At 39.6% G+C, this 24,270-nt stretch carries 22 protein-coding genes; 14 read left to right on the top strand and 8 right to left on the bottom strand.

The window, feature by feature from the left end; genetic code table 11:
- From fabZ to H4J56_RS04515, 9 genes are all read left to right on the top strand, one after another.
- Positions 1–453, top strand: a complete 453-nt coding sequence (gene fabZ, locus H4J56_RS04475; RefSeq protein WP_070374046.1) for a 3-hydroxyacyl-ACP dehydratase FabZ — start codon at positions 1–3, stop codon at positions 451–453.
- Entirely contained in the window at positions 454–1,248 is a 795-nt protein-coding gene (gene lpxA / locus H4J56_RS04480; protein ID WP_182215653.1) for an acyl-ACP--UDP-N-acetylglucosamine O-acyltransferase, read from the top strand.
- Between the two features lie 32 nt (positions 1,249–1,280).
- Complete coding sequence (gene lpxB / locus H4J56_RS04485) at positions 1,281–2,483, top strand: lipid-A-disaccharide synthase (RefSeq protein WP_182258934.1); 1,203 nt, start codon at positions 1,281–1,283, stop codon at positions 2,481–2,483.
- Positions 2,480–3,205, top strand: coding sequence for a ribonuclease HII (gene rnhB, locus H4J56_RS04490; RefSeq protein WP_182215656.1), 726 nt, complete (start codon positions 2,480–2,482; stop codon positions 3,203–3,205). The genes lpxB and rnhB overlap by 4 nt, the downstream gene beginning before the upstream one ends.
- A complete protein-coding gene (gene dnaE, locus H4J56_RS04495) occupies positions 3,205–6,762 on the top strand; it encodes a DNA polymerase III subunit alpha (protein ID WP_182215657.1) in 3,558 nt (1,185 codons plus the stop codon). Before rnhB ends, dnaE begins: the two co-directional genes overlap by 1 nt.
- 171 nt (positions 6,763–6,933) lie before the next feature.
- Complete coding sequence (accA, locus tag H4J56_RS04500) at positions 6,934–7,890, top strand: acetyl-CoA carboxylase carboxyl transferase subunit alpha (protein ID WP_070374042.1); 957 nt, start codon at positions 6,934–6,936, stop codon at positions 7,888–7,890.
- 131 nt (positions 7,891–8,021) lie between these two features.
- Positions 8,022–9,392 (top strand): tRNA lysidine(34) synthetase TilS, encoded by a 1,371-nt coding sequence (gene tilS, locus H4J56_RS04505; RefSeq protein ID WP_182230099.1) that lies wholly within the window; start codon positions 8,022–8,024, stop codon positions 9,390–9,392.
- Between the two features lie 108 nt (positions 9,393–9,500).
- The gene (gene sstT, locus H4J56_RS04510; protein ID WP_182221569.1) at positions 9,501–10,739 is read left to right on the top strand and encodes a serine/threonine transporter SstT; all 1,239 of its coding nucleotides are present in this window, start codon (positions 9,501–9,503) and stop codon (positions 10,737–10,739) included.
- Between the two features lie 315 nt (positions 10,740–11,054).
- Positions 11,055–11,624: an alkylphosphonate utilization protein gene (locus H4J56_RS04515; protein WP_070374039.1), complete on the top strand. Its 570-nt coding sequence runs from the start codon at positions 11,055–11,057 to the stop codon at positions 11,622–11,624.
- Positions 11,625–11,735: 111 nt separating this feature from the next.
- Here the strand turns inward: H4J56_RS04515 and H4J56_RS04520 are convergent, their stop codons facing one another.
- Positions 11,736–12,188, bottom strand: coding sequence for an isoprenylcysteine carboxylmethyltransferase family protein (locus H4J56_RS04520; RefSeq protein WP_182215663.1), 453 nt, complete (start codon positions 12,186–12,188; stop codon positions 11,736–11,738).
- A 203-nt stretch (positions 12,189–12,391) separates the two neighbouring features.
- Between H4J56_RS04520 and H4J56_RS04525 the strand changes: the two genes are divergently transcribed.
- Entirely contained in the window at positions 12,392–13,288 is an 897-nt protein-coding gene (locus tag H4J56_RS04525) for a DMT family transporter (RefSeq protein WP_182221568.1), read from the top strand.
- Positions 13,278–13,727 (top strand): GNAT family N-acetyltransferase, encoded by a 450-nt coding sequence (locus H4J56_RS04530; RefSeq protein ID WP_259366328.1) that lies wholly within the window; start codon positions 13,278–13,280, stop codon positions 13,725–13,727. The genes H4J56_RS04525 and H4J56_RS04530 overlap by 11 nt, the downstream gene beginning before the upstream one ends.
- A 207-nt stretch (positions 13,728–13,934) precedes the next feature.
- Here the strand turns inward: H4J56_RS04530 and H4J56_RS04535 are convergent, their stop codons facing one another.
- From H4J56_RS04535 to H4J56_RS04550, 4 genes are all read right to left on the bottom strand, one after another.
- Positions 13,935–15,293 carry a M20/M25/M40 family metallo-hydrolase gene (locus H4J56_RS04535; protein WP_182221567.1) on the bottom strand — a complete coding sequence of 453 codons (1,359 nt, stop codon included), beginning with the start codon at positions 15,291–15,293 and terminating at the stop codon, positions 13,935–13,937.
- A 32-nt stretch (positions 15,294–15,325) separates the two neighbouring features.
- Positions 15,326–15,859: a YaeQ family protein gene (locus H4J56_RS04540; protein WP_070374034.1), complete on the bottom strand. Its 534-nt coding sequence runs from the start codon at positions 15,857–15,859 to the stop codon at positions 15,326–15,328.
- 78 nt (positions 15,860–15,937) lie between these two features.
- Positions 15,938–16,321, bottom strand: a complete 384-nt coding sequence (locus H4J56_RS04545) for a ribosome recycling factor family protein (protein ID WP_182215669.1) — start codon at positions 16,319–16,321, stop codon at positions 15,938–15,940.
- Between the two features lie 73 nt (positions 16,322–16,394).
- Complete coding sequence (locus H4J56_RS04550; protein WP_220465241.1) at positions 16,395–17,162, bottom strand: hypothetical protein; 768 nt, start codon at positions 17,160–17,162, stop codon at positions 16,395–16,397.
- 326 nt (positions 17,163–17,488) lie between these two features.
- Between H4J56_RS04550 and cysB the strand changes: the two genes are divergently transcribed.
- The gene (gene cysB, locus H4J56_RS04555) at positions 17,489–18,463 is read left to right on the top strand and encodes an HTH-type transcriptional regulator CysB (RefSeq protein ID WP_182215670.1); all 975 of its coding nucleotides are present in this window, start codon (positions 17,489–17,491) and stop codon (positions 18,461–18,463) included.
- Between the two features lie 58 nt (positions 18,464–18,521).
- Positions 18,522–18,692, top strand: a complete 171-nt coding sequence (locus H4J56_RS04560; protein WP_182258935.1) for a hypothetical protein — start codon at positions 18,522–18,524, stop codon at positions 18,690–18,692.
- Between the two features lie 213 nt (positions 18,693–18,905).
- Here H4J56_RS04560 and H4J56_RS04565 read toward each other — a convergent pair whose 3' ends face one another.
- The 3 genes from H4J56_RS04565 to pabB form a co-directional block, all read right to left on the bottom strand.
- Positions 18,906–20,297: an L-serine ammonia-lyase gene (locus tag H4J56_RS04565; protein WP_182215672.1), complete on the bottom strand. Its 1,392-nt coding sequence runs from the start codon at positions 20,295–20,297 to the stop codon at positions 18,906–18,908.
- Positions 20,298–20,428: 131 nt separating this feature from the next.
- The gene (locus H4J56_RS04570) at positions 20,429–20,998 is read right to left on the bottom strand and encodes a CoA pyrophosphatase (RefSeq protein ID WP_182215674.1); all 570 of its coding nucleotides are present in this window, start codon (positions 20,996–20,998) and stop codon (positions 20,429–20,431) included.
- 39 nt (positions 20,999–21,037) lie between these two features.
- On the bottom strand, positions 21,038–22,459 hold the full coding sequence (pabB, locus tag H4J56_RS04575; RefSeq protein ID WP_182215675.1) for an aminodeoxychorismate synthase component I: 1,422 nt from the start codon (positions 22,457–22,459) through the stop codon (positions 21,038–21,040).
- Between the two features lie 169 nt (positions 22,460–22,628).
- On the opposite strand from pabB, the gene H4J56_RS04580 reads away from it, so the two are divergent.
- Positions 22,629–24,152, top strand: coding sequence for a fumarate hydratase (locus H4J56_RS04580; protein ID WP_182215677.1), 1,524 nt, complete (start codon positions 22,629–22,631; stop codon positions 24,150–24,152).
- The last annotated feature ends 118 nt before the right edge of the window (positions 24,153–24,270 follow it).

Raw genomic sequence — 24,270 nt, forward strand, 5'->3', positions numbered from 1 at the left:
TTGGAATTACCAAAAAACACCATTGAAATTGCAGAAATAAAAGCATTACTGCCACATCGTTACCCCATGCTTTTGGTCGATCGCGTTTTAGATTATCAGCCAATGAAAACATTGCATGCTATTAAGAATGTTAGTATTAACGAACCTGTGTTTAATGGCCATTTCCCTGATCTCCCTATTTTTCCTGGTGTGATGATCCTCGAAGCTTTAGCACAAGCAACTGGGCTTTTAGGCTTTAAAAGTACAGATGGCAGAGATAAAAATGAAATGTACTTATTTGCTTCAATTGACAAGGCAAAATTTAAAAAGTCTGTTGTGCCAGGCGATACTATGCATTTGCATGTCGAGTTCTTAAAAGAGCGTCGTGGTATGTGGAAATTTTATGGCGAAGCTAGGGTTGAAGGTAAAGTTGTTTGCTGCGCTGAACTTATGTGTGCAAGAAGAGTGGTATAAATGGTGACTTCCAATAAGCAGAGCTTAATTCACCCTCAGGCGATTATCGAAGAAGGCGCTAGCATTGGCAAAAATGTTAGTATTGGCCCTTGGAGTTATATTTCTAAAGATGTCGTTATTGGTGACAACTGTGTGATTAATTCTCATGTTGTCATTAAAGGCCCAACAAAAATTGGCGAAGGCAACAAATTCTTTCAATTTGCCAGTATTGGTGAAGATTGTCAGGATCTAAAGTATGCCGGCGAGTTAACCGAATTGATTATTGGTGACAATAATGTTTTTCGTGAATCTTGTACAGTCCATCGCGGCACGATTCAAGATAACAGCCTAACGCAAATAGGCAGTAATAATTTGTTTATGGCGTATACCCATGTTGCCCATGATTGTATTGTTGGCAGTCACTGTATTCTTGCAAATAATGCCTCTATTGCTGGCCATGTTCATGTAGGTGATTACGCTATTTTAGGTGGTATGACAGGCGTTCATCAGTTTTGTCATATTGGCGCGCACAGCTTTGTTGCGGCAAATTCGCTGATTTTAAAAGATATACCGCCTTATTTGATGGTGTCTGGTCAACCGGCTTCTCCTTTTGGTTTAAACTCAGAAGGGTTAAAACGCCGAGGTTTTGACAAAGAGGTTATTTTAACGATCAAACGAGCCTATAAAGAAGTTTATCGTAAAGGTTTAAACGTTAACGAAGCTTTAGAAAAAGTTGCCGCATTAGCCGATGATATGCCAGAGTTAACCTTGTTTGCTGAGTTTATTAAAAACTCTAGCCGTGGCATTGCCCGCTAAACACGATTGTTAAAAGTATAGAGTAAAGGTTAATGACAAAAACAGTAGAAAAACAGGCTATTCTCCAAACATCACCCATTATAAATAGTTCAACTGCTCAACAATCGCCCGTGTTTGGGCTTGTTGTTGGCGAGCATTCTGGCGATACGCTCGGCGCTGGTCTTATGAGCTCTCTAATATCTGTCTATCCTAATGCCAAGTTTATCGGTATTGGTGGTCCAAAAATGCAAGCTTTGGGTTTCGAAAGTTTGTTTGAAATGGAAGAGCTTTCCGTGATGGGCATTTTTGAAGTATTGGGCCGCCTCAAACGCTTATTTCATGTCAAAGACTGTTTAGCCGCGCAGTTTATAAATAATAGACCCGATGTGTTTATTGGCATCGATGCACCCGATTTTAATTTACGGCTAGAAAGACAACTAAAGAAAGCGGGTATTAAAACAGTTCATTACGTTAGCCCATCTGTTTGGGCTTGGCGTGAAAAGCGTATTTTTACCATTGAAGCGGCTACCGATATGGTGCTGTCGTTATTGCCTTTTGAAAAAGATTTCTATGATAAATATGAAGTGCCCTGTACTTTTGTCGGCCATCCGCTAGCAGACGACATTCCATTTTATTCGGATAAGCGTGAAGCGAGACAAGCACTCAACTTACCGCTTGATAAAAAAATACTTGCGCTTATGCCTGGTAGTCGTGGTGGTGAGTTATCTCGATTAACCGAGTCTTTCTTACTTTCTGCGGTACAACTTTTAGCACAAGACCCACAATTACATTTTGTTGTGCCGATGATCAGCGATAAGAGAACCGAACAATTTAGCCAATTGAAAGAAAAGATAGCGCCAAATTTAGCGGTAACAATTATTACTAATAAAACCCAACAAGTGATGGCTGCCAGTGATTGTTTACTTATGGCCTCAGGTACGGTAACACTGGAAGCTGCGTTAGTTAAACGCCCCATGGTGATTTGCTATAAGTTCAATGCTTTTACTTATCACATGTTTAAAGGCCTAGTAAAATTAGAATGGTTTTCACTACCTAATTTATTGACGAAAAAAACACTGGTACCTGAATTACTGCAAGGTAAAGTCAGCGTTGATAACATTGTGCCGTTAGTTAAAGAACGTTTATACCAAGACCAATCGTCACTTGAAGATGAATATATGAAAATTCATCTCGCTTTAAAACAAAATGCCAGTCAAGAAGCGGCGAAAGCTGTAATGGATCTAATGTCAAAATGAGTAATGAAGCGGTAAGCGATACCAGTTTAACCCCCCGTAAGAAAGTGGCAAAAGCTAAAAAGATTTTCCCACCTTTTGAATACCCTATTGCTTACTGTATCGCAGGAGTCGATGAGGTTGGGCGAGGACCTTTGGTGGGTGACGTTGTTACCGCGGCGGTTATTCTTGATCCCGAAAACCCTATTGAAGGTTTAATGGATTCAAAAAAACTATCAGATAAAAAGCGTCAGTTACTTGCGGTGGAAATCAAAGAAAAAGCTATTGCTTGGGCTGTTGGAAGAGCAAGCCCGGAAGAAATAGACACCTTAAATATTCTTCATGCCACTATGTTAGCGATGCAGCGAGCAGTACAAGATTTATCAGTAACACCTGATTATGTTTTAGTTGATGGTAATCGTTGCCCTATTTTTATGCAGGTGAACGGCAACATTGCTAGCCAATCTGTGGTTAAAGGCGATGATCGGGTTAGTGAAATAAGTGCGGCATCAATTCTTGCAAAAGTTGTTCGAGATGATGAAATGCTCGCTTTAGATGAATTACATCCCGAGTATGGTTTTGCAAAACATAAAGGTTACCCAACCAAAGCCCATTTAGAAAAAATAGTAGAGCACGGTGTACTTGATTGCTACCGAGCAAGCTTTAAGCCAGTAGCACAAGTTATTGCTATGCAGGGTGTTTTACCAACAAAAACTAAACAAGAAGACTCTCAGGTGAAGTGTTAATGTCAGAGCAAGTATTAGTTGATGCAGCCGAATTAGTGTCAGTCAAAGCTCAACCAAAATTTATTCATTTGCGAGTGCATAGTGACTATTCATTATGTGATGGTTTAAATAAAGTAAAACCTATTGTCGCCAAAGCCTCAGCTTTAGGGATGCCAGCCATCGCGCTAACCGACCAAACAAACCTTTGTGGTCTGGTTAAATATTATCATGCCGCTCACGGCGCGGGTATAAAACCAATTATTGGTTGCGATCTCTGGGTTAAAAGTGATGAATTAGAGAATGAACTTTCCCGCATTGTTGTTTTAGCCACTAATAATGTCGGCTACAAAAATCTCACTGAACTCATTTCTAAAGCCTACCTTCGGGGTCATGTTCAAGGCAAGGCGGTTATTGATAAGCATTGGTTAATTGACTATGCTCCGGGTTTGATTTTATTGTCGGCGGGTCGCGAAGGTGATATTGGTAAAGCGCTGATTAAGGGAAATTTCGAGCTGGTCAATAAAATGGTCGATTTCTACCAAAGCTACTTTCCTGATTGCTTTTATCTTGAACTGATCAGAACCAACAGAGAAAACGAAGAAAACTATATCCATTTGGCAGTCGAGCTGGCAGAAAAAGCGTCACTCCCTGTGGTAGCGACGAACGAAGTGATGTTTATTTCTCCTAAGCGCTTTGATGCCCATGAAATACGTGTTGCCATACATGATGGTTTTACCCTCAACGATAAACGTCGCCCGAAAAAATATTCTAAAGAGCAGTACCTTCGAACTGAAGAGGAAATGTGTGAGTTATTTTCAGACATCCCTGAAGCGATTGAGAATACGGTTGAAATCGCCAAACGCTGTAATGTTACGGTTAGGCTTGGAGAGTATGTTCTCCCTGATTTTCCAACAGAAGGTTTATCGATAGAAGATTACTTGGTTAAAGTGTCTGAAGAAGGTTTACAAGACCGCTTAGAGACCTTATTTGATAAAGACGCAGCAGATTTTGCTGAAAAGCGTAAACCCTACGACGAACGTTTAGCCATTGAACTTAAAGTGGTTAACAATATGGGCTTTCCCGGTTATTTTTTAATCGTGATGGAATTTATTCAGTGGAGTAAAGATAATAATATTCCTGTTGGTCCTGGTCGTGGTTCTGGTGCAGGCTCTCTGGTTGCTTATGCCCAAAAAATTACCGACTTAGATCCCCTTGAATACGATTTGCTCTTTGAACGTTTTTTGAATCCTGAACGTGTCTCCATGCCAGATTTTGATATCGATTTCTGTATGGACAGGCGTGATGAAGTTATTGATCACGTTGCTGAACTATATGGCCGTGATGCCGTGTCGCAAATTATTACCTTTGGCACCATGGCAGCCAAAGCGGTTATCCGAGATGTTGGTCGAGTACTCGGTCACCCTTATGGTTTTGTTGACCGCATCTCTAAGCTTATACCGCCAACACCAGGCATGACACTAGCCAAGGCCTTTGAAGAAGAGCCTAAGTTGCCAGAAGCTTACGCACAAGACAGTGAAGTCAAAGATTTAATTGATATGTGCCGTATTTTAGAAGGCACAACACGTAATGCCGGTAAACATGCCGGTGGTGTGGTTATATCACCAACCACCATTACCGACTTTGCGCCACTTTACTGTGACGAAGAGGGTAAAAACCCGGTTACTCAGTTCGATAAAAATGATGTTGAAGATGCCGGTTTAGTTAAGTTTGATTTCTTGGGACTTCGCACGTTAACAATTTTGCAGTGGGCCATCGAAATGGCTGATGCAAAATTGTTAAAACAAGGCAAAGCGCCTATTGATATTACCCGGATTAATTTAGAAGACCCAGCCAGTTTTAAAGTGTTATTAAGATCTGAGACGACGGCAGTGTTTCAGCTCGAATCTAGTGGTATGAAATCACTTATTGCCAAATTAAAACCTGATTGCTTTGAAGATATTATCGCCTTGGTTGCGCTCTTTAGACCGGGGCCATTGCAGTCTGGCATGGTTGATAACTTTATTGAACGTAAGCATGGTCGTGAAGAAGTAAGCTATCCGGATGCTACTTGGCAACATATTGACTTAAAGCCTATTCTTGAACCGACTTACGGTATTATTTTATATCAAGAACAGGTTATGCAGATTGCGCAAGTATTGGCGGGTTACTCGTTAGGTGGCGCGGATATGCTACGCCGCGCTATGGGTAAGAAAAAACCTGAAGAAATGGCCAAACAGCGTGATGGCTTTGAGCAAGGCGCGATCAACCGAGGTGTTGACGGCGAACTTGCGATGAAGATCTTCGATCTGGTGGAGAAATTTGCGGGTTATGGTTTCAATAAATCGCACTCAGCGGCTTACGCCTTGGTTTCTTATCAAACCTTATGGATGAAAACACATTACCCTGCGCCATTTATGGCAGCGGTAATGTCAGCCGACATAGATAACACCGATAAAATTGTTACCCTAGTTGATGAATGTGGCAATATGGGGATAGATTTACTGCCTCCTGATGTTAATGCCGGTCAATATAAATTTACCGTTAACGAGCAAGATCAAATTGTCTACGGTATTGGCGCAGTAAAAGGTGTGGGTGAAGGTCCTATTGATGCCATTATTGCCGCACGCGAAGCTGGCGGTGAATTTACCGATCTTTTTGATTTTTGCGCGCGACTCGATCTTAAAAAAATTAATAAACGTGTTTTAGAAAAATTAGTTAAAGCTGGGGCCATGGACAGTTTAGGGCCTAAAAAAATTATCAACGGTAAAGAAGTACCACATCGTGCTGTTTTATTTGAAACATTACCTGAAGCAATAAAGGCTGCAGACCAATATGCAAAAGCACAGGCAGTTGGACAGAATGATTTATTCGGCTTAATTAATGAAGCGTCAGCAGAGCCGCGACAAGCCTTTAAAGATGTGCCGATGTGGGCTGAAGAAGTTTGGCTCAATGCAGAGAAAGAAACGTTAGGTTTATATTTAACCGGTCATCCTATTAATCGTTTCTTAAGTGAAATAAAGCATTATGCGACTGGACGGTTAGTAAGTCTGCAACCGACCAGTAAAGACAAAACCACGGTTGCGGTTGGTTTAGTGTTAGGTGTTAGAGTTATGGTCAATAAGCGCGGCAGACGATGGGCCTTAGTTACGCTTGACGATAAAAGCGCTCGCATGGACATTAGACTCTTTCCCGATGACTATGATAATTTTGCTGAATTGCTGGTAAGTGATGCTATTTTGGTCTGTAGCGGACAGGTCAGCTTTGATGAATACTCCGGAGGCATTACAATGACCGCTCGAGATATCATGACGGTTGGTGATGCTCGTGAAAACTATGTCTCTTCAGTAGATATTAATGTCAATAAAAACAAGGCAGGCGCAGGTTTTATTGATAAATTTACCGAGGTATTAACACCTTATAAGGATGGTACGTGTCCTGTTCGGTTGTTTTATCAAAGAGATGAAGCAAAAGCTATGCTAGAATTAGGCGTACAATGGCGCGTTACGCCTGCAGACCCTTTATTACATGAATTAAGAACCTTATTAGGTGATGGCGACGTTACTTTAAGGTTTAAATAATTTAGGGCGCATTAAAGGGTTATTTATTGTTAACCATTATAAAAAATTTATAACAAGGTCGATAACGGCTTTGTTAGCAACTTAATAATCAAATTAAAATTATTAAGTACTCTATTTGAATAATCATGCTGTTGTTATAAAACGGCATAGAACATAGGTAAGAATAATCATATGTCATTAAATTTTTTAGATTTCGAGCAGCCTATTGCTGAGCTTGATGCCAAAATTGAAGAGCTACAATTAGTCAATAACGGTCAAGAATTAGATCTTGACCTTGAAGATCAAATTACTCAATTACGCGGTAAAAACGCTGAGTTAACCAAAAAGATTTTTGCAAATCTTGACCCTTGGCAAACAGCTCGTGTGGCACGTCATCCACAGCGTCCTTATACGCTTGATTACATACCACGCATTTTTACTGAATTCGACGAGCTTGCCGGTGATAGACACTATGCGGATGATAGAGCCATTGTTGGTGGTACTGCGCGTTTAGACGGTAAACCTGTGATGATTATTGGTCATCAAAAAGGGCGTTCAACAGCAGAAAAAGTTAAACGTAACTTTGGTATGCCTCGTCCAGAAGGTTACCGTAAAGCCTTACGCTTAATGCAAATGGCTGAACGTTTTAATATGCCCATTATTACCTTTATTGACACTCCTGGTGCCTACCCGGGAATAGGTGCAGAAGAGCGCGGCCAAAGTGAAGCGATAGCGATGAACTTAAAGGTTATGTCACGTTTAACCGTGCCGATTGTTTGTACGGTTATTGGTGAAGGTGGTTCTGGTGGTGCATTAGCGATTGGTGTTGGTGACCGTGTCAACATGCTGAAATATTCTACTTACTCGGTAATATCTCCTGAAGGTTGTGCATCAATCTTGTGGAAAACTGCTGAAAAAGCACCTACTGCCGCTGCCGCTATGGGTATTACCGCTACGCGTATTAAAGAATTAGAACTTATCGATAATATCGTTGAAGAGCCATTAGGTGGTGCACATCGTGATATGGATATTATGGCGGCTAACTTAAAGCAAGAATTAAAATCAAATCTTGCCGAACTAGAAGGCTTGTCAAAAGAAGAATTAATTGAAAAACGTTATGACAGATTAATGTCTTTCGGTTATTGTTAAGTTGTTATAAATCGACACGAGCAAAGTAGTATTGAATGCTTTGCTGATGAAGTTGTAGCCTTATCTTACTGATTCTATCTCTAAGTTAAGGCTACAGTTTTTGTTTTCAGTGTCAATTAACCAAGTATTCTATGATTAAACAGACCTTAATAGATTTTTTTTCCAACCACCCTCAAAAATCACTGCTTATTGCCTACAGTGGCGGTATCGACTCTCAAGTGCTGTTACATTGCCTTGGTGCTTTAAAAACACAACATGCTATTAATAGCGATATTCGTGTTTGTCATGTTAATCATGGCTTGAGTGTTCATGCCGTTAAATGGCAAGCCTTTGCTAAAGCTCAATGCCAACTATTTGGCCTGCCGTTAGACATTATTGAAGTAAACGTGCAAGCTGTTGCCCAAAAAAGCTTAGAAGCGCTTGCGCGCGATGCCCGCTATCAAGCACTAAAATCAGTAGCTAAAGCAGGTGATTTAATTGTTACTGGTCATCACAGTGACGATCAGGCTGAAACTTTTCTACTCGCCCTAAAAAGAGGCGCAGGTTTGAAAGGGCTCTCAGCGATGCAAAGTGAAATGATGTTGGGGCAGCAATTACTGGTCAGACCGTTATTAACTATTTCACGAGCCGATATTGAAGCCTATGCGAAAGAGTATGGCTTAGTTTGGATAGAAGATGAATCGAATACGGATGAGCGTTTCGACAGAAACTTTCTCCGCCATCAAATTTTACCTAAGTTAAATCAACGTTGGCCAAGCATCAATAAGACGATTGCACGCAGTGCTGAACATTGCTTTGAAGCACAACAATTACTCGATGAATTAGCGCAGCAAGATTTAATTGCTTGCCAGTCTTCAGCTAATAAGCTGAGTGTTGTTGATTTAAATAAGCTCAGCGAAGCACGTCTTAAAAATCTATTGCGCTATTTTTTATCTTGCCATGGATTTTTAATGCCAAGCCAAAAGCAACTAATGCAAATATGCCAGCAGCTTAATGCACAAGCGGATAAGTCGCCAGTTGTGCAATTAGCTGAGTGTTGCATCAGACGTTATCAAGGTGAGTTACATCTAACGGGTATCTATCAGGACCTGTCGCTGTGGCAACAAAACCTAGCATTAGCGCTGTTAGCCGATGATAAACCGTTAGATGTTTGTCTTCCCGATCAATTAGGTTGGTTAAGTTTTTCGAATTTATCAGCACAAGTACAAGAAAACAGTGACTGGCAGTCGGTGATAAAAAAACCGGCAGAGCAACAAAAAGTGACGATTAGTTTTTCTCACGAAAACCCAAGGTGTTTGCCACAATATCGACAGCATTCAAGACCATTAAAGAAAGTCTTACAAGAGCTTGCTATACCAACATGGCAGAGAAAAAGGTTACCTTTTATCTTTTATGATAATGAGTTGGTTGCGGTAGTCGGACAGTTTGTTTGTCAGCGCTATCTAGCCGAGAACAGTGACTCAGCATTTACGCTATCATGGCATGGTCAACTGCCTCTTTAAAGGTACCGTGTAACGAATAAACTAGACAGTGTCGGTGCATAAGTGGTAAAAATCTTTCATCGATGCGTTATCTTAATAACAAAAACAATAACTAAAATAAGACAAACTATGACAACACAAAATACCTCTGTAGAAAAAACATCACTTTTTGGTAAGCTAAAAGCTATTAACATCGTCAATCAAATCATTATTGCACTTGTTGTTGGTATTGTTTTAGCGCTTGTTTTACCTGAAGTTGCACAGTCATTTTCAATACTCGGCAGTTTATTTGTTAGTGCACTAAAAGCGGTTGCTCCTATTTTGGTGTTAGTTTTAGTCGCTTCATCTATTGCTAACCAAAAACAAAATAGCGATGCTAACTTAAAACCGATTGTTGGGCTTTATTTACTCGGCACAATAAGTGCTGCGCTGGTTGCTGTAGCACTAAGCTTTGCGTTCCCGGTGCAATTAACATTAGATATTGTTGGCGCAAGTGCTAATCCGCCACAAGGACTAGGTGAAGTCTTATCAACCTTAGCGTTTAAAATTGTTGATAATCCGTTCAATGCAGTTGTTACTGGAAACTTTATTGGCATTTTAGCGTGGGGCTTAGGCTTAGGTTTTGCGTTGAAAAAAGGCAGTGAATCAACGAAGGTTATGGTTCATGATTTAGCCGAAGCAATTTCAAGTGTTGTTAAATTGGTTATTCGTTTTGCACCTTTAGGTATTATGGGCTTAGTCGCTAATACGGTTGCGACCACAGGCTTTGATACCTTAGGTGAGTTTAGACACTTAGTACTGTTACTTTTGGGTTCTATGGTTATTATTGCTTTAGTGGTTAACCCGCTGATTGTTTATTTTATTACGCGTAAAAACCCTTATCCGCTAGTCTTTACTTGCTTAAAAGAATCCGGCATTACCGCTTTCTTTACGCGTAGCTCTGCAGCAAATATTCCGGTTAACATGGAACTGTGTGAAAAACTTGATTTACATGAAGATACCTATTCGGTTTCTATTCCTTTAGGTGCCACCATTAATATGGCTGGTGCGGCGATCACCATTACGGTATTAACGCTGGCTGCGGCCAATACTTTAAATATTGAAGTTGACTTTGCAACTGCTATTTTATTGAGTGTCATCGCCTCAGTATCAGCTTGTGGTGCCTCTGGTGTTGCAGGTGGTTCATTGTTACTTATTCCATTAGCCTGTGGTTTATTCGGTATAGACAGTGATATTGCTATGCAAGTAGTCGCGATAGGTTTTATTATTGGTGTTATTCAAGACTCTGCCGAAACAGCCTTAAATAGCTCTACCGATGTTATTTTCACCGCAGCCGCTTCGCATCACATCACTAAAAATCTAGAATAAATGAAGTCTTCGTTAACCACCTCATATAGAGGTGGTTGATTTTAGACCCTGAAGCTAATTCAGGGGATAGCTTTTTTGCCACTTTATAGCCCTCAACAAAACTATACTTTCACTTTAATATTCAGCAACAGAGCTATACCGCCACTTTAGTATTCAGCAACTAAGCTATATGGTCACGTTTTAGCCAGAGTAAAGTGCAGCCTTTAAATAATGGCTCAGGTCAATTATTCCCCGTTTTTAATCAGCACTTTTTAAATCACTGAATTAGGAGCATAATAGCGAAAAATCTTCTTCAAAAATTAGTGAATTAATATTATGCCTACCGAAAATGCCTTAAAAGCACGCAGTAATGCTAGCTGTGAATTATGTACGTCAACTGAACAATTAGCGGTGTTTCCTGTGCCACCAACTAGCGACTTAAGTGCTCAGCAATGTGTATATCTATGTGCTACATGCACAGCACAAATTAATGGTGACACTGCAATGGATGTAAGTCACTGGCGTTGTTTGAACGACAGTATGTGGAATCAAGAACCTGCTGTGCAAGTTATGTCGTATCGCTTGCTTCATAAACTGTCAGCAGAGAGTTGGGCACAAGACGCTTTAGAAATGATTTACATGGAAGATGATGTTAAAACTTGGGCTGAGCAAGGCATTGCCGCTGCTGAGCGAGAGGGGCCAACAAGAGACAGTAATGGCACTGATTTACAAGACGGCGACGATGTTACCTTGATTAAAGATTTAAAAGTTAAAGGCGCTAACTTTACGGCTAAGCAGGGCACTATGGTGCGTGGCATTACCTTAACGGATAATCCTGAGCATATTGAAGGAAAAGTTAACGGTACACGTATTGTTTTAGTCTCGGCGTATCTGAAAAAAGCTTAAGCAAAACTTGCTGTTCATAATCGCCTTAAAAAGCTATGTAAAGTCAAAAAAAGCATCAAAGTAAGTCAGTAAAGCCCCAACATTGCGGTTTTACTGTCTTACTCATATCGTTTATAACCAACGTCTTACTTTTAGCTGATAATCACGGTATTGTTGACCAAATATTTTTGTTAACATTTTTTCTTCGGGGATTATTTGAAAACGTGTCATGTAGCCAATAAATATTAAAATAATAGGTAAAGATGCTAAATGTTGTAAGTAATAAGCGAGCGAGATCAGTGAAATCAGCATGGCTAAATACATTGGATTTCTTGAAAATGAATATATACCAGAACTTACCACGGTTGAGCTTGTTTCTGGTTTAGTGGGGTTAACAGTTGTTTTGTGTTTTTTAAAACTGACTATTGCACAAAGGCCCACAACTATCGCGATAAATAACAGCGCGAGGGCAACTGGCACATGAGCCGGCCAGCTCAAGGTGAGATCGGGTGATATTTTATAAAAAATCATCATTAATAACACGGCTATTAATATCTGCACAACGGGTATTACTTTTAACTCCATGATTTACCTTAAGCTTAAAAAGTTTATTGGCTGTTATTTTAGCAGGTATTAGTGGTTATTAAGCACACTATTCGATAAGTTTATTTTTAGGTGTTATTGACGTAGTCAGATAATATCGCCATTGTTCATTTGTATACTCGTTATGTTTATTTAGCTTTCTTCCTGTTAAATTTTCAATATAGTACCGATAAAGGATTTATGAAATGTCAGTCCCCATCGCTTATTTTGCCGTTATTCTTATCTGGTCAACAACACCACTAGCGATAGTGTGGAGCAGTGAAACTATTCATCCAACCTTAGCGGTTTTGTTGCGGATGCTGATTGCGGTTGTACCTGGCTGGTTAATACTGAAGGCTTTTCGTATTGAGCTTCCTTGGCATAAAAGTGCGCTTAAACTTTATAGTTTTTCAGCGATAGGTATTTTTGGCGGGATGTTATTTGCGTATTTAGCCGCTGGCTACATTTCTTCTGGGCTGATGTCGTTAATGTTCGGCTTGGCACCTATTTTATCTGGGGTACTAAGTCAGCGCATTTTGGCTGAGTCTGCATTATCACCAGCAAAAAAAATAGCATTGGCGATCGCTATTTGCGGCTTAGCTACGGTATGTTTTGATAAAATATCACTTAAAGATGATGGATATATTGGCATTATCGCGGTATTGATTGCTGTTTCATTTTTTAGTTTAAGTGGTGTATTGGTAAAAAGTGTTGAAGTTGCTATAAACCCTATGGCAACAACCCTAGGTTCACTATTATTAAGTCTGCCTTTATTTATCTTAGTTTGGCTTATTTTCGATGGCAATATTGCGCATCAAACATGGAGTAACAAATCAATATTAAGTGTCGTTTATCTTGGTGTTATTGGCTCTTTAGTGGGCTTTATTGCTTATTTCTATATATTACAACGCCTAAAAGCGAGTACGGTGGCATTGATCACTATGATCACCCCAGTGATTGCCATTTCACTGGGGTTACTATTAAATAATGAAACAATTAATATTAATTTAATCGTTGGCGCATTAGCTATCATTGCTGGTTTAGCTATTTATCAATGGGGCGATTTAGTGATTAAACACCATCGTAATAAATATGCTCACTGATGAAAAAGTAACCATAGGATTTCGACAAGCCCAGCAGAGTGATATAGGCTATTTATTACAATTAAGAAAAGCCTCAATGGGTGAACATCTTATTGCCGCAGGTTTGGATTTATCTGATCAGCAACACCTTGCACGAGTGAATGAATTTTTTGCAGATTCAACTATTATCTTGATGAACAATGCCCCGATAGGCTTAATAAAAATAGCAGTTTTAGCGGATAAGTTACACATCAGGCAGCTACAAATCATACCAATACATCAAGGAAAAGGAATTGGTGGTAAGGTTTTAGCCTTAATTAAAAGAAAAGCAAAAGAGTTAAAACTACCAATAACATTAAATGTTTTGTTAGCAAATCCGGTTATTTCTTTATATTTACGCCATGGTTTTGTTGTCACTGGCCAGAATGAAGTTGAATATCAAATGTGCTGGTTACAATAAAATAAGGCCAGTAATTAAAATCACTGACCTTATGTTCAGGATGAACGGTATGTCACGATGCCATGGATGGCAAGGAGTGACGATGTTCAGGATGAACGGTATGTCACGATGCCATGGATGGCAAGGAGTGACGATGTTCAGGATGAACGGTATGTCACGATGCCACGGATGGCAAGGAGTGACGATGTTCAGGATGAACGATCAAACTTAATAGATTTTACCACTCGCTCGAACGGTGTTTACATCAATACGTGTTGGGGTAATACTGCCATCAACTAGTCCTTGCGTAGCGACTGATAACGACTCAATAACCTGATACATCGACGCTAAGTCTAGGCTGCTAATATCATCAGACGTTTTATGATAATGCTGGTCTTTATCAAGTTGGGTACTACTAAAACTGTGAGCTGGAACACCTAAACGCGCAAGTGTTGCATTGTCTGAACGATAAAATAAACCCTGTTCAGGGTAAGGGTCTTGGTAAATCTCACTGTTTTTAGCCGCTAAGCTGACGTTAAGTAATTCACCTAAATTTGAACGCTCCATTCCTGTCATCCAAACTGAACCAGCGCCAAACTTTGAAGGTTTACCTATCATCTCAATGTTTATCATTGCCACAACGTTGTTAGGATCTAATTGTTGTGAAAAATATTTAGAGCCAAAGCCACCAATTTCTTCGGCGGTAAAAGCACTAAACATTAAGGTTCTTTTGTTCTCACCTTGATGGGCATAGTGTTGTGCCAGATTAATAACAGCAGAGGTGCCCGACGCATCGTCATCAGCACCATTAAAAACCTCTTTACCATCAGCCGTTACACCTAAATGATCATAGTGTGATGAATATAAAACCACTTCTTTTGCTGTCGCTGGATTTTTATCTTTACCCGGTAGTATCGCAACAATATTGGTTAAGGTTTTTTCAGTTATCGAAGTACTCGCGTTAACGTCTACCGTGGTAATTTCATTATCATCGGCTAAAACCATAACAATAGCCCCTTGGTGCTCAAGGTTAAGCTTAGTTAAGCCTCGTTGAAAGTAACCTCGGTAACCGGCAAAGGTTTTAGCGTGAGCGCTATGGATAATAACCAGATGCTGGCCACCGTCATTATTCATTTTACCAAGGGCCGCGCGCATATCATCCGCTTCAGCAATAATATGGGTGTTAACATTTTCAAGGCTCTGCCATGAAAGCGTGGCCATAGTACTTGCCATGCCTAAGTTAGCGTCAGCAATAGTCTTACCATTTAAGGTCACCGTTAATGCTGTTGGCATAATACTGGTTACATTAAATGTTTGTTTGAAATCTTTATTGCCTACCATTGGGCTTAGTCCAATTTCGGTAAACCTTTGGCTAATATAATCACCCGCTTGGTCAATACCAACAGAGAAGCTGGCTCGGCCTTTTAAATCGTCACTTGCGAGATAAGTAATATCTTTAATAACTTGTTCCGATGACATTTCAGCAATTTTGGCTTTAGGTGCTTCAGGCTCACTGCATGCAGAAAGGAGTGTAATGCCAGTAAAAAGAGCTAAAGTTAAGCGGCTTTTAGTAAGGTGACTTTTCATGCTTATTATTTCCCTATCCATGTTGGTATTAATTATTGTAATTTTGTTGTCTCAATTAACAGTGTTTCATCACCGGCAGTTAACCATAATTGGCCATCTTGGATACTGCACTGAAAGTCCATAGAGCGACCAGCAAGTTTTGCTAATGCATCACAGGTTTCTTGGCTAATGAGCTCAATGGAAAGTTTATTGAGTAGACGTAATTTGTTTTGCGACTGTTTCCACCAGGTTTCAGCACTGCTGCCATAAGCATAAAGAATCACTTTTTGGGCACGATTACAGGCTTTTTTGAGACGTTTTTCATCCAGTTGCCCAAGCTCTATCCATAGCTCAATCACTTCAGAGTAATTAATTTGCCACAGAGCCGCTTCTTCTTCGTCACTTACACCCTTACCAAACTGCAAATGTTCATTTGCATTTAAAATAAAAGCTAACAAGCGCACCATCATACGAATATCTGTTTCTGAAGGATGTTGGGCGATGGTTAAATTGAGGGTATCGTAGTAATTTCTGTCCATATCTGACAGTTGTATACTGGCTTTATTTATTGTTGCTTTTAGTGCCATGATTATCCGTAAAGTAAGAAATGCTAATTAAGCTTATAATACTCGTATAACATCAAGGAATACAGCAGGTAAGTGCTTTTATTCGACCAACCACTCTAATTCATCAATGACTTTTCTGGCTTCAGCAATCGTACAATCAGTGCGAGCCATCAATTGGTTAACAGTAATGTCTGACTTTAATTTAGCAATACGCATAAGTTCATCGTGACTAAGTGCCTGCCTTTGACTCATTAAGTAATTAACTAGCCACTGCCAACTCGGCTCTTCTGAGTCTTGTATAAAAGCGACAACGTGTTCTAGTTGTTCAAAGCTAGCTTTGAGCTGCCAATTGCGTGAACGGCCAATTCTATAAAGTTCACAGCCACTAGCTCTTATTCCTGCTTTTAACGCATAAGCTTTTATTACTTTTCTAAGCAATGAGGGCAGATTAATGACAGGTATATGATTTGGCGATGTTTTCATAAGGAGCGAGTAACGTTAACAGAGAATAAAAAAACCAGCAAAATGCTGGTTTCAGTTTACTAATAATAGTTGATTACCATTTTTTCTTCGGTTGAAATAATAAGTCTAAATCATCTTCTTGATCTTTGGCTTTTTTCGCCGCATCTTTAGCATTAGTGCTTTTAAGTGCATCGGTTATTTCTTCAAGTTGGATCTCAACCTCAGCTTTTTTACTGACGGTATATTCTGTTTGCGAAGGATGAGCGGACAATGTTTGCAAAGCTTTCTCAAAATATTGGCGCGCTGAACCCAACATTTCTTTTTGGTAAGCCATGTTGCCACGTTTTAGCAGGCTTTCAACACCAATCTGTAGTTGCATAGCATCAAGCTTTTTATCTTCATGGGTAAATGTTTGTGCGTCTAAAGCTCCTTTTACTTGCTCTGACTTAAGTGTAGCTCGTAATTTTTTAATACATTGCAAAATACTGACGAGTTGTTGTTCATTATCAGGGAGAAGGAATGGTTCCTCTTGTCCTGAAGTTGAAGCCGCAAGTTCTTGTGACGCCTTCAACCTTGCCTCAATTTCATTCACTTTACCTTTAATTTGTTTTGAATCAGGTAAAATTGATCTCATCGCTTTTGCTGCGGTTAAACTGCGTCGATTAAGAATGTTGACGATGCCAGGATTACTGGGCAGGTTAGCAAGATGTAGAATAAGGTCTTCACTTTCATCTATAATTGCTTTTTGCTTAGCCGCTTTTGTGCGTTTGTCTTTTTCTTGTTTTTCTTTGTGCTGTTGAATTGCGCCAACACTCACAACTATAATGATTAATGCGATAATTAAAGCAATGATAATGCCCATAATGTTAACTACTCGTCTGTTAAAATAGAAATATCTTTTATGCAGTCTACAAAAAATGGACACATTAGCATAGCCTTATATCAACCTTTTATCTCTGATACTAATGAAGGCTATTTATATAACTTTTTATTTTGAATAAAAAACTTCATTTTTTCCTATAAAAGCCATTTTTAACTTAGTTATGTGGTTTTTGTTGTAATAATCCTACATTTTTAAATTAAATCTCGCATATAAGCAGAATAATGAAAATTAATATGGAATAAGTCTTCATTTAAGTATATATTTTTTGCATAAGCAATCAGCATAAAAAATTTTGAAGTATAATTATGAAACTGCAACAACTGCGCTATATTGTTGAAGTACTCAACAATAATTTAAATGTCTCTGCAACAGCAGAAAGTTTATTCACCTCTCAACCGGGCATAAGCAAGCAAGTTCGCATGCTAGAAGATGAACTCGGTATTCAAATATTCGGCCGCAGTGGCAAACATTTAACCCATGTTACTGCCCCTGGCAATGAAGTTATTAATATTGCCACAGAAATTCTCTCTAAAGTTGAAGCGATTAAAGCGGTTGCGCGTGAGCATACTCAACCCGATGAAGGTAAATTACGTATATCAACCACGCATACTCAAGCGCGATATGCATTGCCTGAAGTGATCAAAGGCTTTATGAAAAAGTATTCAAAAGTTTCTTTGCAAATGTCTCAGGGAACGCCAGCGCAAATTAGTGATGCCGCAGGCAAAGGTGACGCTGATTTTGCCATTGCGACGGAATCATTACACTTATATAACGATTTAGTGATGTTACCTTGCTATCACTGGAATCGCAGTATAATAGTGCGACCCGATCATCCCTTAGCTAAAAAACAAGGCATTACTATTGAAGACTTAGCCAAGTATTCATTAGTGACTTATGTGTTTGGTTTTACTGGCCGTTCAGAGCTTGATATTGCTTTTAATAGTCTTGGAGTAGAGCCTAAAATTGCTTTTACTGCCACCGATGCTGATGTAATTAAAACATATGTGCGTTTAGGTGTTGGCGTTGGTGTAATTGCTACTATGGCTATCGACCCTAGAATTGATAGTGATTTAGTGGCTATTGATGCCAGTCATTTATTTAATTCAAGTACCACTAAAATAGGCTTTAGACGCGGTACTTTCTTACGTGGTTACATGTTTGATTTTATTGAGCGTTTTGCTCCTCATTTAAATCGTGATTTAGTCACTAAAGCTGTTTTATTGAAAAATAATGCTGAAATAGATGAGATGTTTGCAAATATTAAGTTGCCTGTTCGTTAAAGCAGCTGCGATATAAATCAATAACCACATAAAAGCGACTGATATCAGTCGCTTTTTTATGTTCAGGACGAAGGGTATGTCGTGGTGGCAATTATGTAAAGTATGGCAAGGAACGACGAATGTTCAGGATGAAGGGTATGTCGTGGTGGCAATTATGGTAATTATGGCAAGTATGGCAAGGAACGACGAATGTCAGGATGAAGGGGATGTCGTGATGCCAATTATGTAAAGTATGGCAAGGAACGACGAATGTTCAGGACGAAGGATATGTCGTGGTGGCAAGTATGGCAAGTATCGCAAGGAAAGACGAATGTTCAGGATGGCCTTTCTCAGACATCCTGTATTTCAAAGCATAAGTGTTTCGCTGCACGGCGATAGCAAGGAACGACAAATGTTCAGCCATTAACCCTTTGTCCGTTGCAGCTTTGGGATTAAAAACGTCTTAACATTCAGTAATGTTGACCGCTAAGCCGCCACGAGAAGTTTCTTTATATTTGGTTTTCATATCGTTGCCGGTTTCCCACATGGTTTTAATCACTTTATCCAGCGGGACTTTTTGATTACCTGTGCCGCGTAAAGCTAAACGCGATGCGTTGATCGCTTTTACCGAGCCCATAGCGTTACGTTCGATACAAGGAACTTGAACTAAGCCACCAACAGGGTCACAGGTTAATCCTAAATTGTGCTCCATACCGATTTCTGCCGCGTTTTCTACTTTACTTGGCGAACCACCCATAATTTCAGTTAATGCGCCAGCTGCCATAGAACAAGCTACGCCAACCTCACCTTGACAGCCCACTTCAGCACCAGAAATTGACGCGTTAGTTTTATATAAAATACCAATGGCTGCGGCAGTTAATAAATAGCGTACACAGGTATCTTCATCAACAGGTCTAACAAACTTATCGTAGTAGCATAATACGGCAGGTATAATACCGGCTGCACCATTGGTTGGCGCCGTTACAACACGACTACCTGCGGCATTTTCTTCATTAACTGCAAGAGCAAATAAGTTAACCCAGTCCATCGCTATAAGCGGATCGTTGTTATTTTCAACTGATAATGCTTTATAAAGGGCAGGGGCTCTGCGCGCAACTTTTAAGCCACCGGGTAAAATACCTTCTGTTTTAATACCACGGTCAACACAATCTTTCATTGCTTGCCAGATATTAACTAGTTTAGCCCTAACCGTGGCTTCATCGGCTAAGCACTTCTCATTATTCATCATGATGGTACTGATCCTGAGATTTTTCTCATTAGCTTCGTTGATAAGCTCAGTCGCTGATGAGAAATAATGAGGACGTTTGATATTGTTGTGCAGAGATAATGCTTTATCTTTTTCTTTTTCAAAGTCGCGGGCGTTAACAATAAAGCCGCCACCGATTGAATAATATGTTTGCTCTAGTAATAACGTACTTTCTTTTCCTGGGATATCTTCAAAGGCAAAAATAGTCATGGCATTTGAATGAGCAGGTAGCGTTTTACGGCGATGATAAATAATTGCATCATTTTTAGGGAATGATACTAAGTGCTCGCCATTAAGCGAAATTTTTTGGCTAGCCACTACGGCTTCTAGAATTGAATCAATAGCGTCGACGGCAATCGTATCCGGATTTTCGCCAGACAGACCTAAAATTACCGCTTTGCCGGTACCATGGCCAATACCTGTTTGCCCTAACGAACCAAAAAGTTCACATTTCACCCGTGTTGTTTGGGTTAATTTATGCTCATCTTTAAGTTGTTCAACAAACAATTTCGCTGCTTTCATTGGACCTACAGTGTGAGAGCTTGACGGGCCAATGCCAATAGAAAACATATCAAATACACTAATCATACTAAAACCTGAATTTATTTTGATAAAATTATCAAAAGATGGAATTATCTTCGGTAATTGTAACTGAAAGCTACCACCATGAAAAACAATAATAGTTTAATTATAGTTGATATTAACTAAAAACTTAAAGGTCAAGATAATTGAATGGCCAAATCTTTCAGCATTACCGCGGTTGCGCCCCATATATTATGGTGCTCGAAAGGCATAAAGTGAATTGAAAAGGGTTTGCGATGACGTTCAATGGTCACCATGTAGTGATTATTAAAATCTAGAAAATGTTGTAATGGCACCTGAAATATTTCAGCAACTTCATTTTTATCGATCACATAATTTTGTTTTTTATCAATAAAAGCAATGATGGGGGTAACCACATAACCACTGATTGTTTCATAAGGAAGTAATTGGCCAACAATATTAATGTTGTTACTATTTAAACCAATCTCTTCTTCAGCTTCTCTTATGGCGGTGCTAATAAAACTTGTATCAAAGTCTTCCATTTTTCCACCGGGAAAACTGATTTGCCCAGGATGATGTTTTAAATGACTAGCACGTTTTGTTAACACAACAGAGAGTTGTTTATTCTCTTCTATTAGCGCGATTAACACGGCTGCAGGTTTTAGTGCGCCAAGGTGCTGGTATTGATGGAGGGAAACATCAAGTGTTGAAAATTGAAAGTTTTGTAAAAAATCATGCTTGTTCATTATAAATCCATCAATGGCGAAAACCAAAACTACAATAAGTTAAAGCGCTGATAACACAGGTAATATTTTGTTTACTTTATCAAAGGTTTCTTGATATTCAGCGTCAACTTTTGAATCAGCCACTACGCCACCACCGGCCCAGCAATAAATGATACTCGCTTTGGTCGCGTTATTTTTTTCGCACAGTAGGGTACGTATAGTAATGCTAGTGTCCATATTGCCACAAGCAGAAATATAACCAATAGAACCACAATAAATACTTCGTTGATGAGGCTCTAATTCATCAATTATTTCCATGGCTCTTATTTTTGGAGCGCCAGTAATTGAACCGCCAGGAAATGAAGCCGCTAATAAATCAGTCGCTTGATAAGGTTGTGCTAACTCACCTTCAACGGTGCTAACTAAGTGATGAACCGCAGGAAAACTTTCAATATTAAACAACTTAGGAACTTTTACCGAGCCAGCAATACAGACTTTACTGATATCATTTCTCAGTAAATCAACAATCATTAAGTTTTCGGCACGGTCTTTTTCTGAGTGCTGTAAATCAACTGAGTTTTGTTGGTCTATGACGGCATCATCACTTCGTGGTTTAGTGCCTTTTATCGGCTTACTTTGTACTTTACGCCCTGCTTTTTGTAAAAATCGTTCAGGAGAAATACTGAGAATACTGGCTTTTTCAAAACGTAAAAAAGCAGAAAACGGTGCTTTATTTTTATCACGTAACGCGCAATAAGCTTCGAATTCATCACCTTGATACTGAGCACTAAAGCGTTGTGCTAAATTAATTTGGTAGCAATCTCCAGACAATAAGTAGTCTTGTATGCGCTTAAATTTTTCATCATAACGCGCTTTACTCATATTCGACTGCCAGTCGGTCATTAATGAAAACTTTTCTTTTACTTGTGTGGCTTTCTTTATCAAAGCTAACTGCTGATTTATTGCTTTTGTTAGGCTTTCTCGTTGTGGTTGTGGGCAAACCAACCAAAACTGTTGAGCTTGGTGATCAAAGATTAATGCCTGAAAATAAAGCCCTATCGACATGTCGGCTAAATCTATATCTTGCGTTGTTTGATGAGGCAAGTTCTCAAAACGTCTGCCTAAATCGTAAGAAAAGTAACCGACACTGCCGCCATTAAAAGGTAAGTGGCTGGTGGCAACGGTTATGTTGTTGAAGCATTGTTGTTGAATTTCTTTTAACAGCGTTAATGGATTTTGATGACTGATTTGTTTTTTGTCCTCTTTTAACCAGCGTACTTCAGTTTGATCGCCGCGAGTAGTTAGCGTAATTTCGGGTTGCCAAACCAGAATATCAAAGTTGCTATCAACGTGGGCAGGTGACTGTTGTTCACCACAAGAGTCAAGCCACATCGCCCAAGGTTGATGACTAAAAGCTGAAAATAAAGCTTTTACATCGATAGATTTTTCTACAGTAAAATGCTGGGCAGAAATAGTGAACATGACAGGTTTTACTCGATAATATTGTGGAAGCTCGTTAACAAGAAGGGTATGATATCTGCAAATTTATAACTTTCAACCATTTTCAGCTTCCCTAGTTTATCTATAATTTCAGGTAAGTAGGTAAATGCCGTTGAACTACATCTGTCGATCTGCATAAAAAGAGACCCTCATGACTATCATTAAACAACAAGATTTAATTGAAAGTATTGCCGATGCATTACAGTACATTTCTTATTATCACCCTTTAGACTTTATTCAAGCGCTTGAAAAAGCCTATCATAAAGAAGAAAGCAGCGCAGCTAAAGACGCTATTGCTCAGATCTTAATTAATTCTAGAATGTCAGCCCATGGCCAGCGTCCTATTTGTCAAGATACCGGCATAGTGACTTGCTTTGTTAAAGTGGGTATGGATGTTCAGTGGGACAAAACTGACTTAACAGTTCAGCAAATGGTTGATGAAGGTACTCGCAGAGCTTACTTAAATCCAGACAACCCATTGCGCGCTTCTATTGTAAAAGACCCCGCTGGCGCGCGTATTAATACTAAAGATAATACACCATCGGTTGTTCATATCGATATGGTTGCCGGTGGTGGCGTTGATATCATGATCGCAGCGAAAGGCGGCGGTAGTGAAAACAAATCTAAAATGGTGATGTTAAATCCTAGTGATTCAATCGCTGACTGGGTAGTTAAAACACTACCATCAATGGGCGCAGGTTGGTGTCCACCGGGAATGTTAGGCATAGGTATCGGCGGAACAGCAGAAAAAGCAGGGGTACTTGCCAAAGAAAGTTTAATGGAACCGGTAGATATTCAAGACCTTATTGACCGTGGTGCTGAAACAGCCGAAGAAAAACTGCGTCTAGAAATTTTCGAACGTGTTAATAAATTAGGTATTGGCGCACAAGGTCTTGGCGGTTTAACGACGGTTGTAGACATTAAAATTATGTCAGCACCAACCCACGCGGCATCAAAACCTGTGGTGATGATACCCAATTGTGCGGCAACGCGTCATGTTCATTTTCACTTAGATGGTTCTGGTCCGGCTAACTTAACACCACCAAAATTAGAAGATTGGCCAGAAATAACTTGGGAAGTCGGTGAAAACGTACGTCGTGTTAATGTTGATACCTTGAAAAAATCTGATATCAGTAGCTGGAAAACCGGTGAAACTGTATTATTGAGCGGGACTATCTTAACCGGACGTGATGCTGCCCATAAACGTATTCAAGATATGCTAGCCAAGGGCGAAAAGTTACCAGTAGACTTTACTGACAAGTTTATTTACTACGTAGGTCCTGTCGATGCTATTGGCGATGAAGCAGTTGGCCCAGCTGGCCCAACGACAGCAACACGTATGGATAAATTTACAGAAATGATGCTCTCTGAAACAGGGTTACTTGGCACTATCGGCAAGGCTGAACGTGGTGCCGAGACCGTTGAAACCATCAAAAACCATAAGTCAGTTTATCTAATGGCCGTCGGTGGTGCTGCATACTTAGTATCAAAAGCTATTAAAAAAGCAAGAGTTGTTGCTTTTGAAGATATGGGGATGGAAGCTATTTACGAATTCGAAGTTGAAGATATGCCAGTCACTGTAGCTGTTGATAGCCAAGGAGAGTCGGCTCATGTCACGGGTCCTGCTATTTGGAAAGCTAAGATTGAAGTGCAAGATGCCAAATCAAAAAATTAATTGATGCTTGTGTAAGCAAATAATTTTAAAACAAGCGCCTTAGGGCGCTTTTTTATTGACGATAATAAGTTGAAAATTTTGTCTATACTAAAAGAACATTAATAAAATTAAGTTTTGA

This window comes from Colwellia sp. BRX8-4, assembly GCF_014077345.1.
Taxonomy (GTDB): domain Bacteria; phylum Pseudomonadota; class Gammaproteobacteria; order Enterobacterales; family Alteromonadaceae; genus Colwellia_A.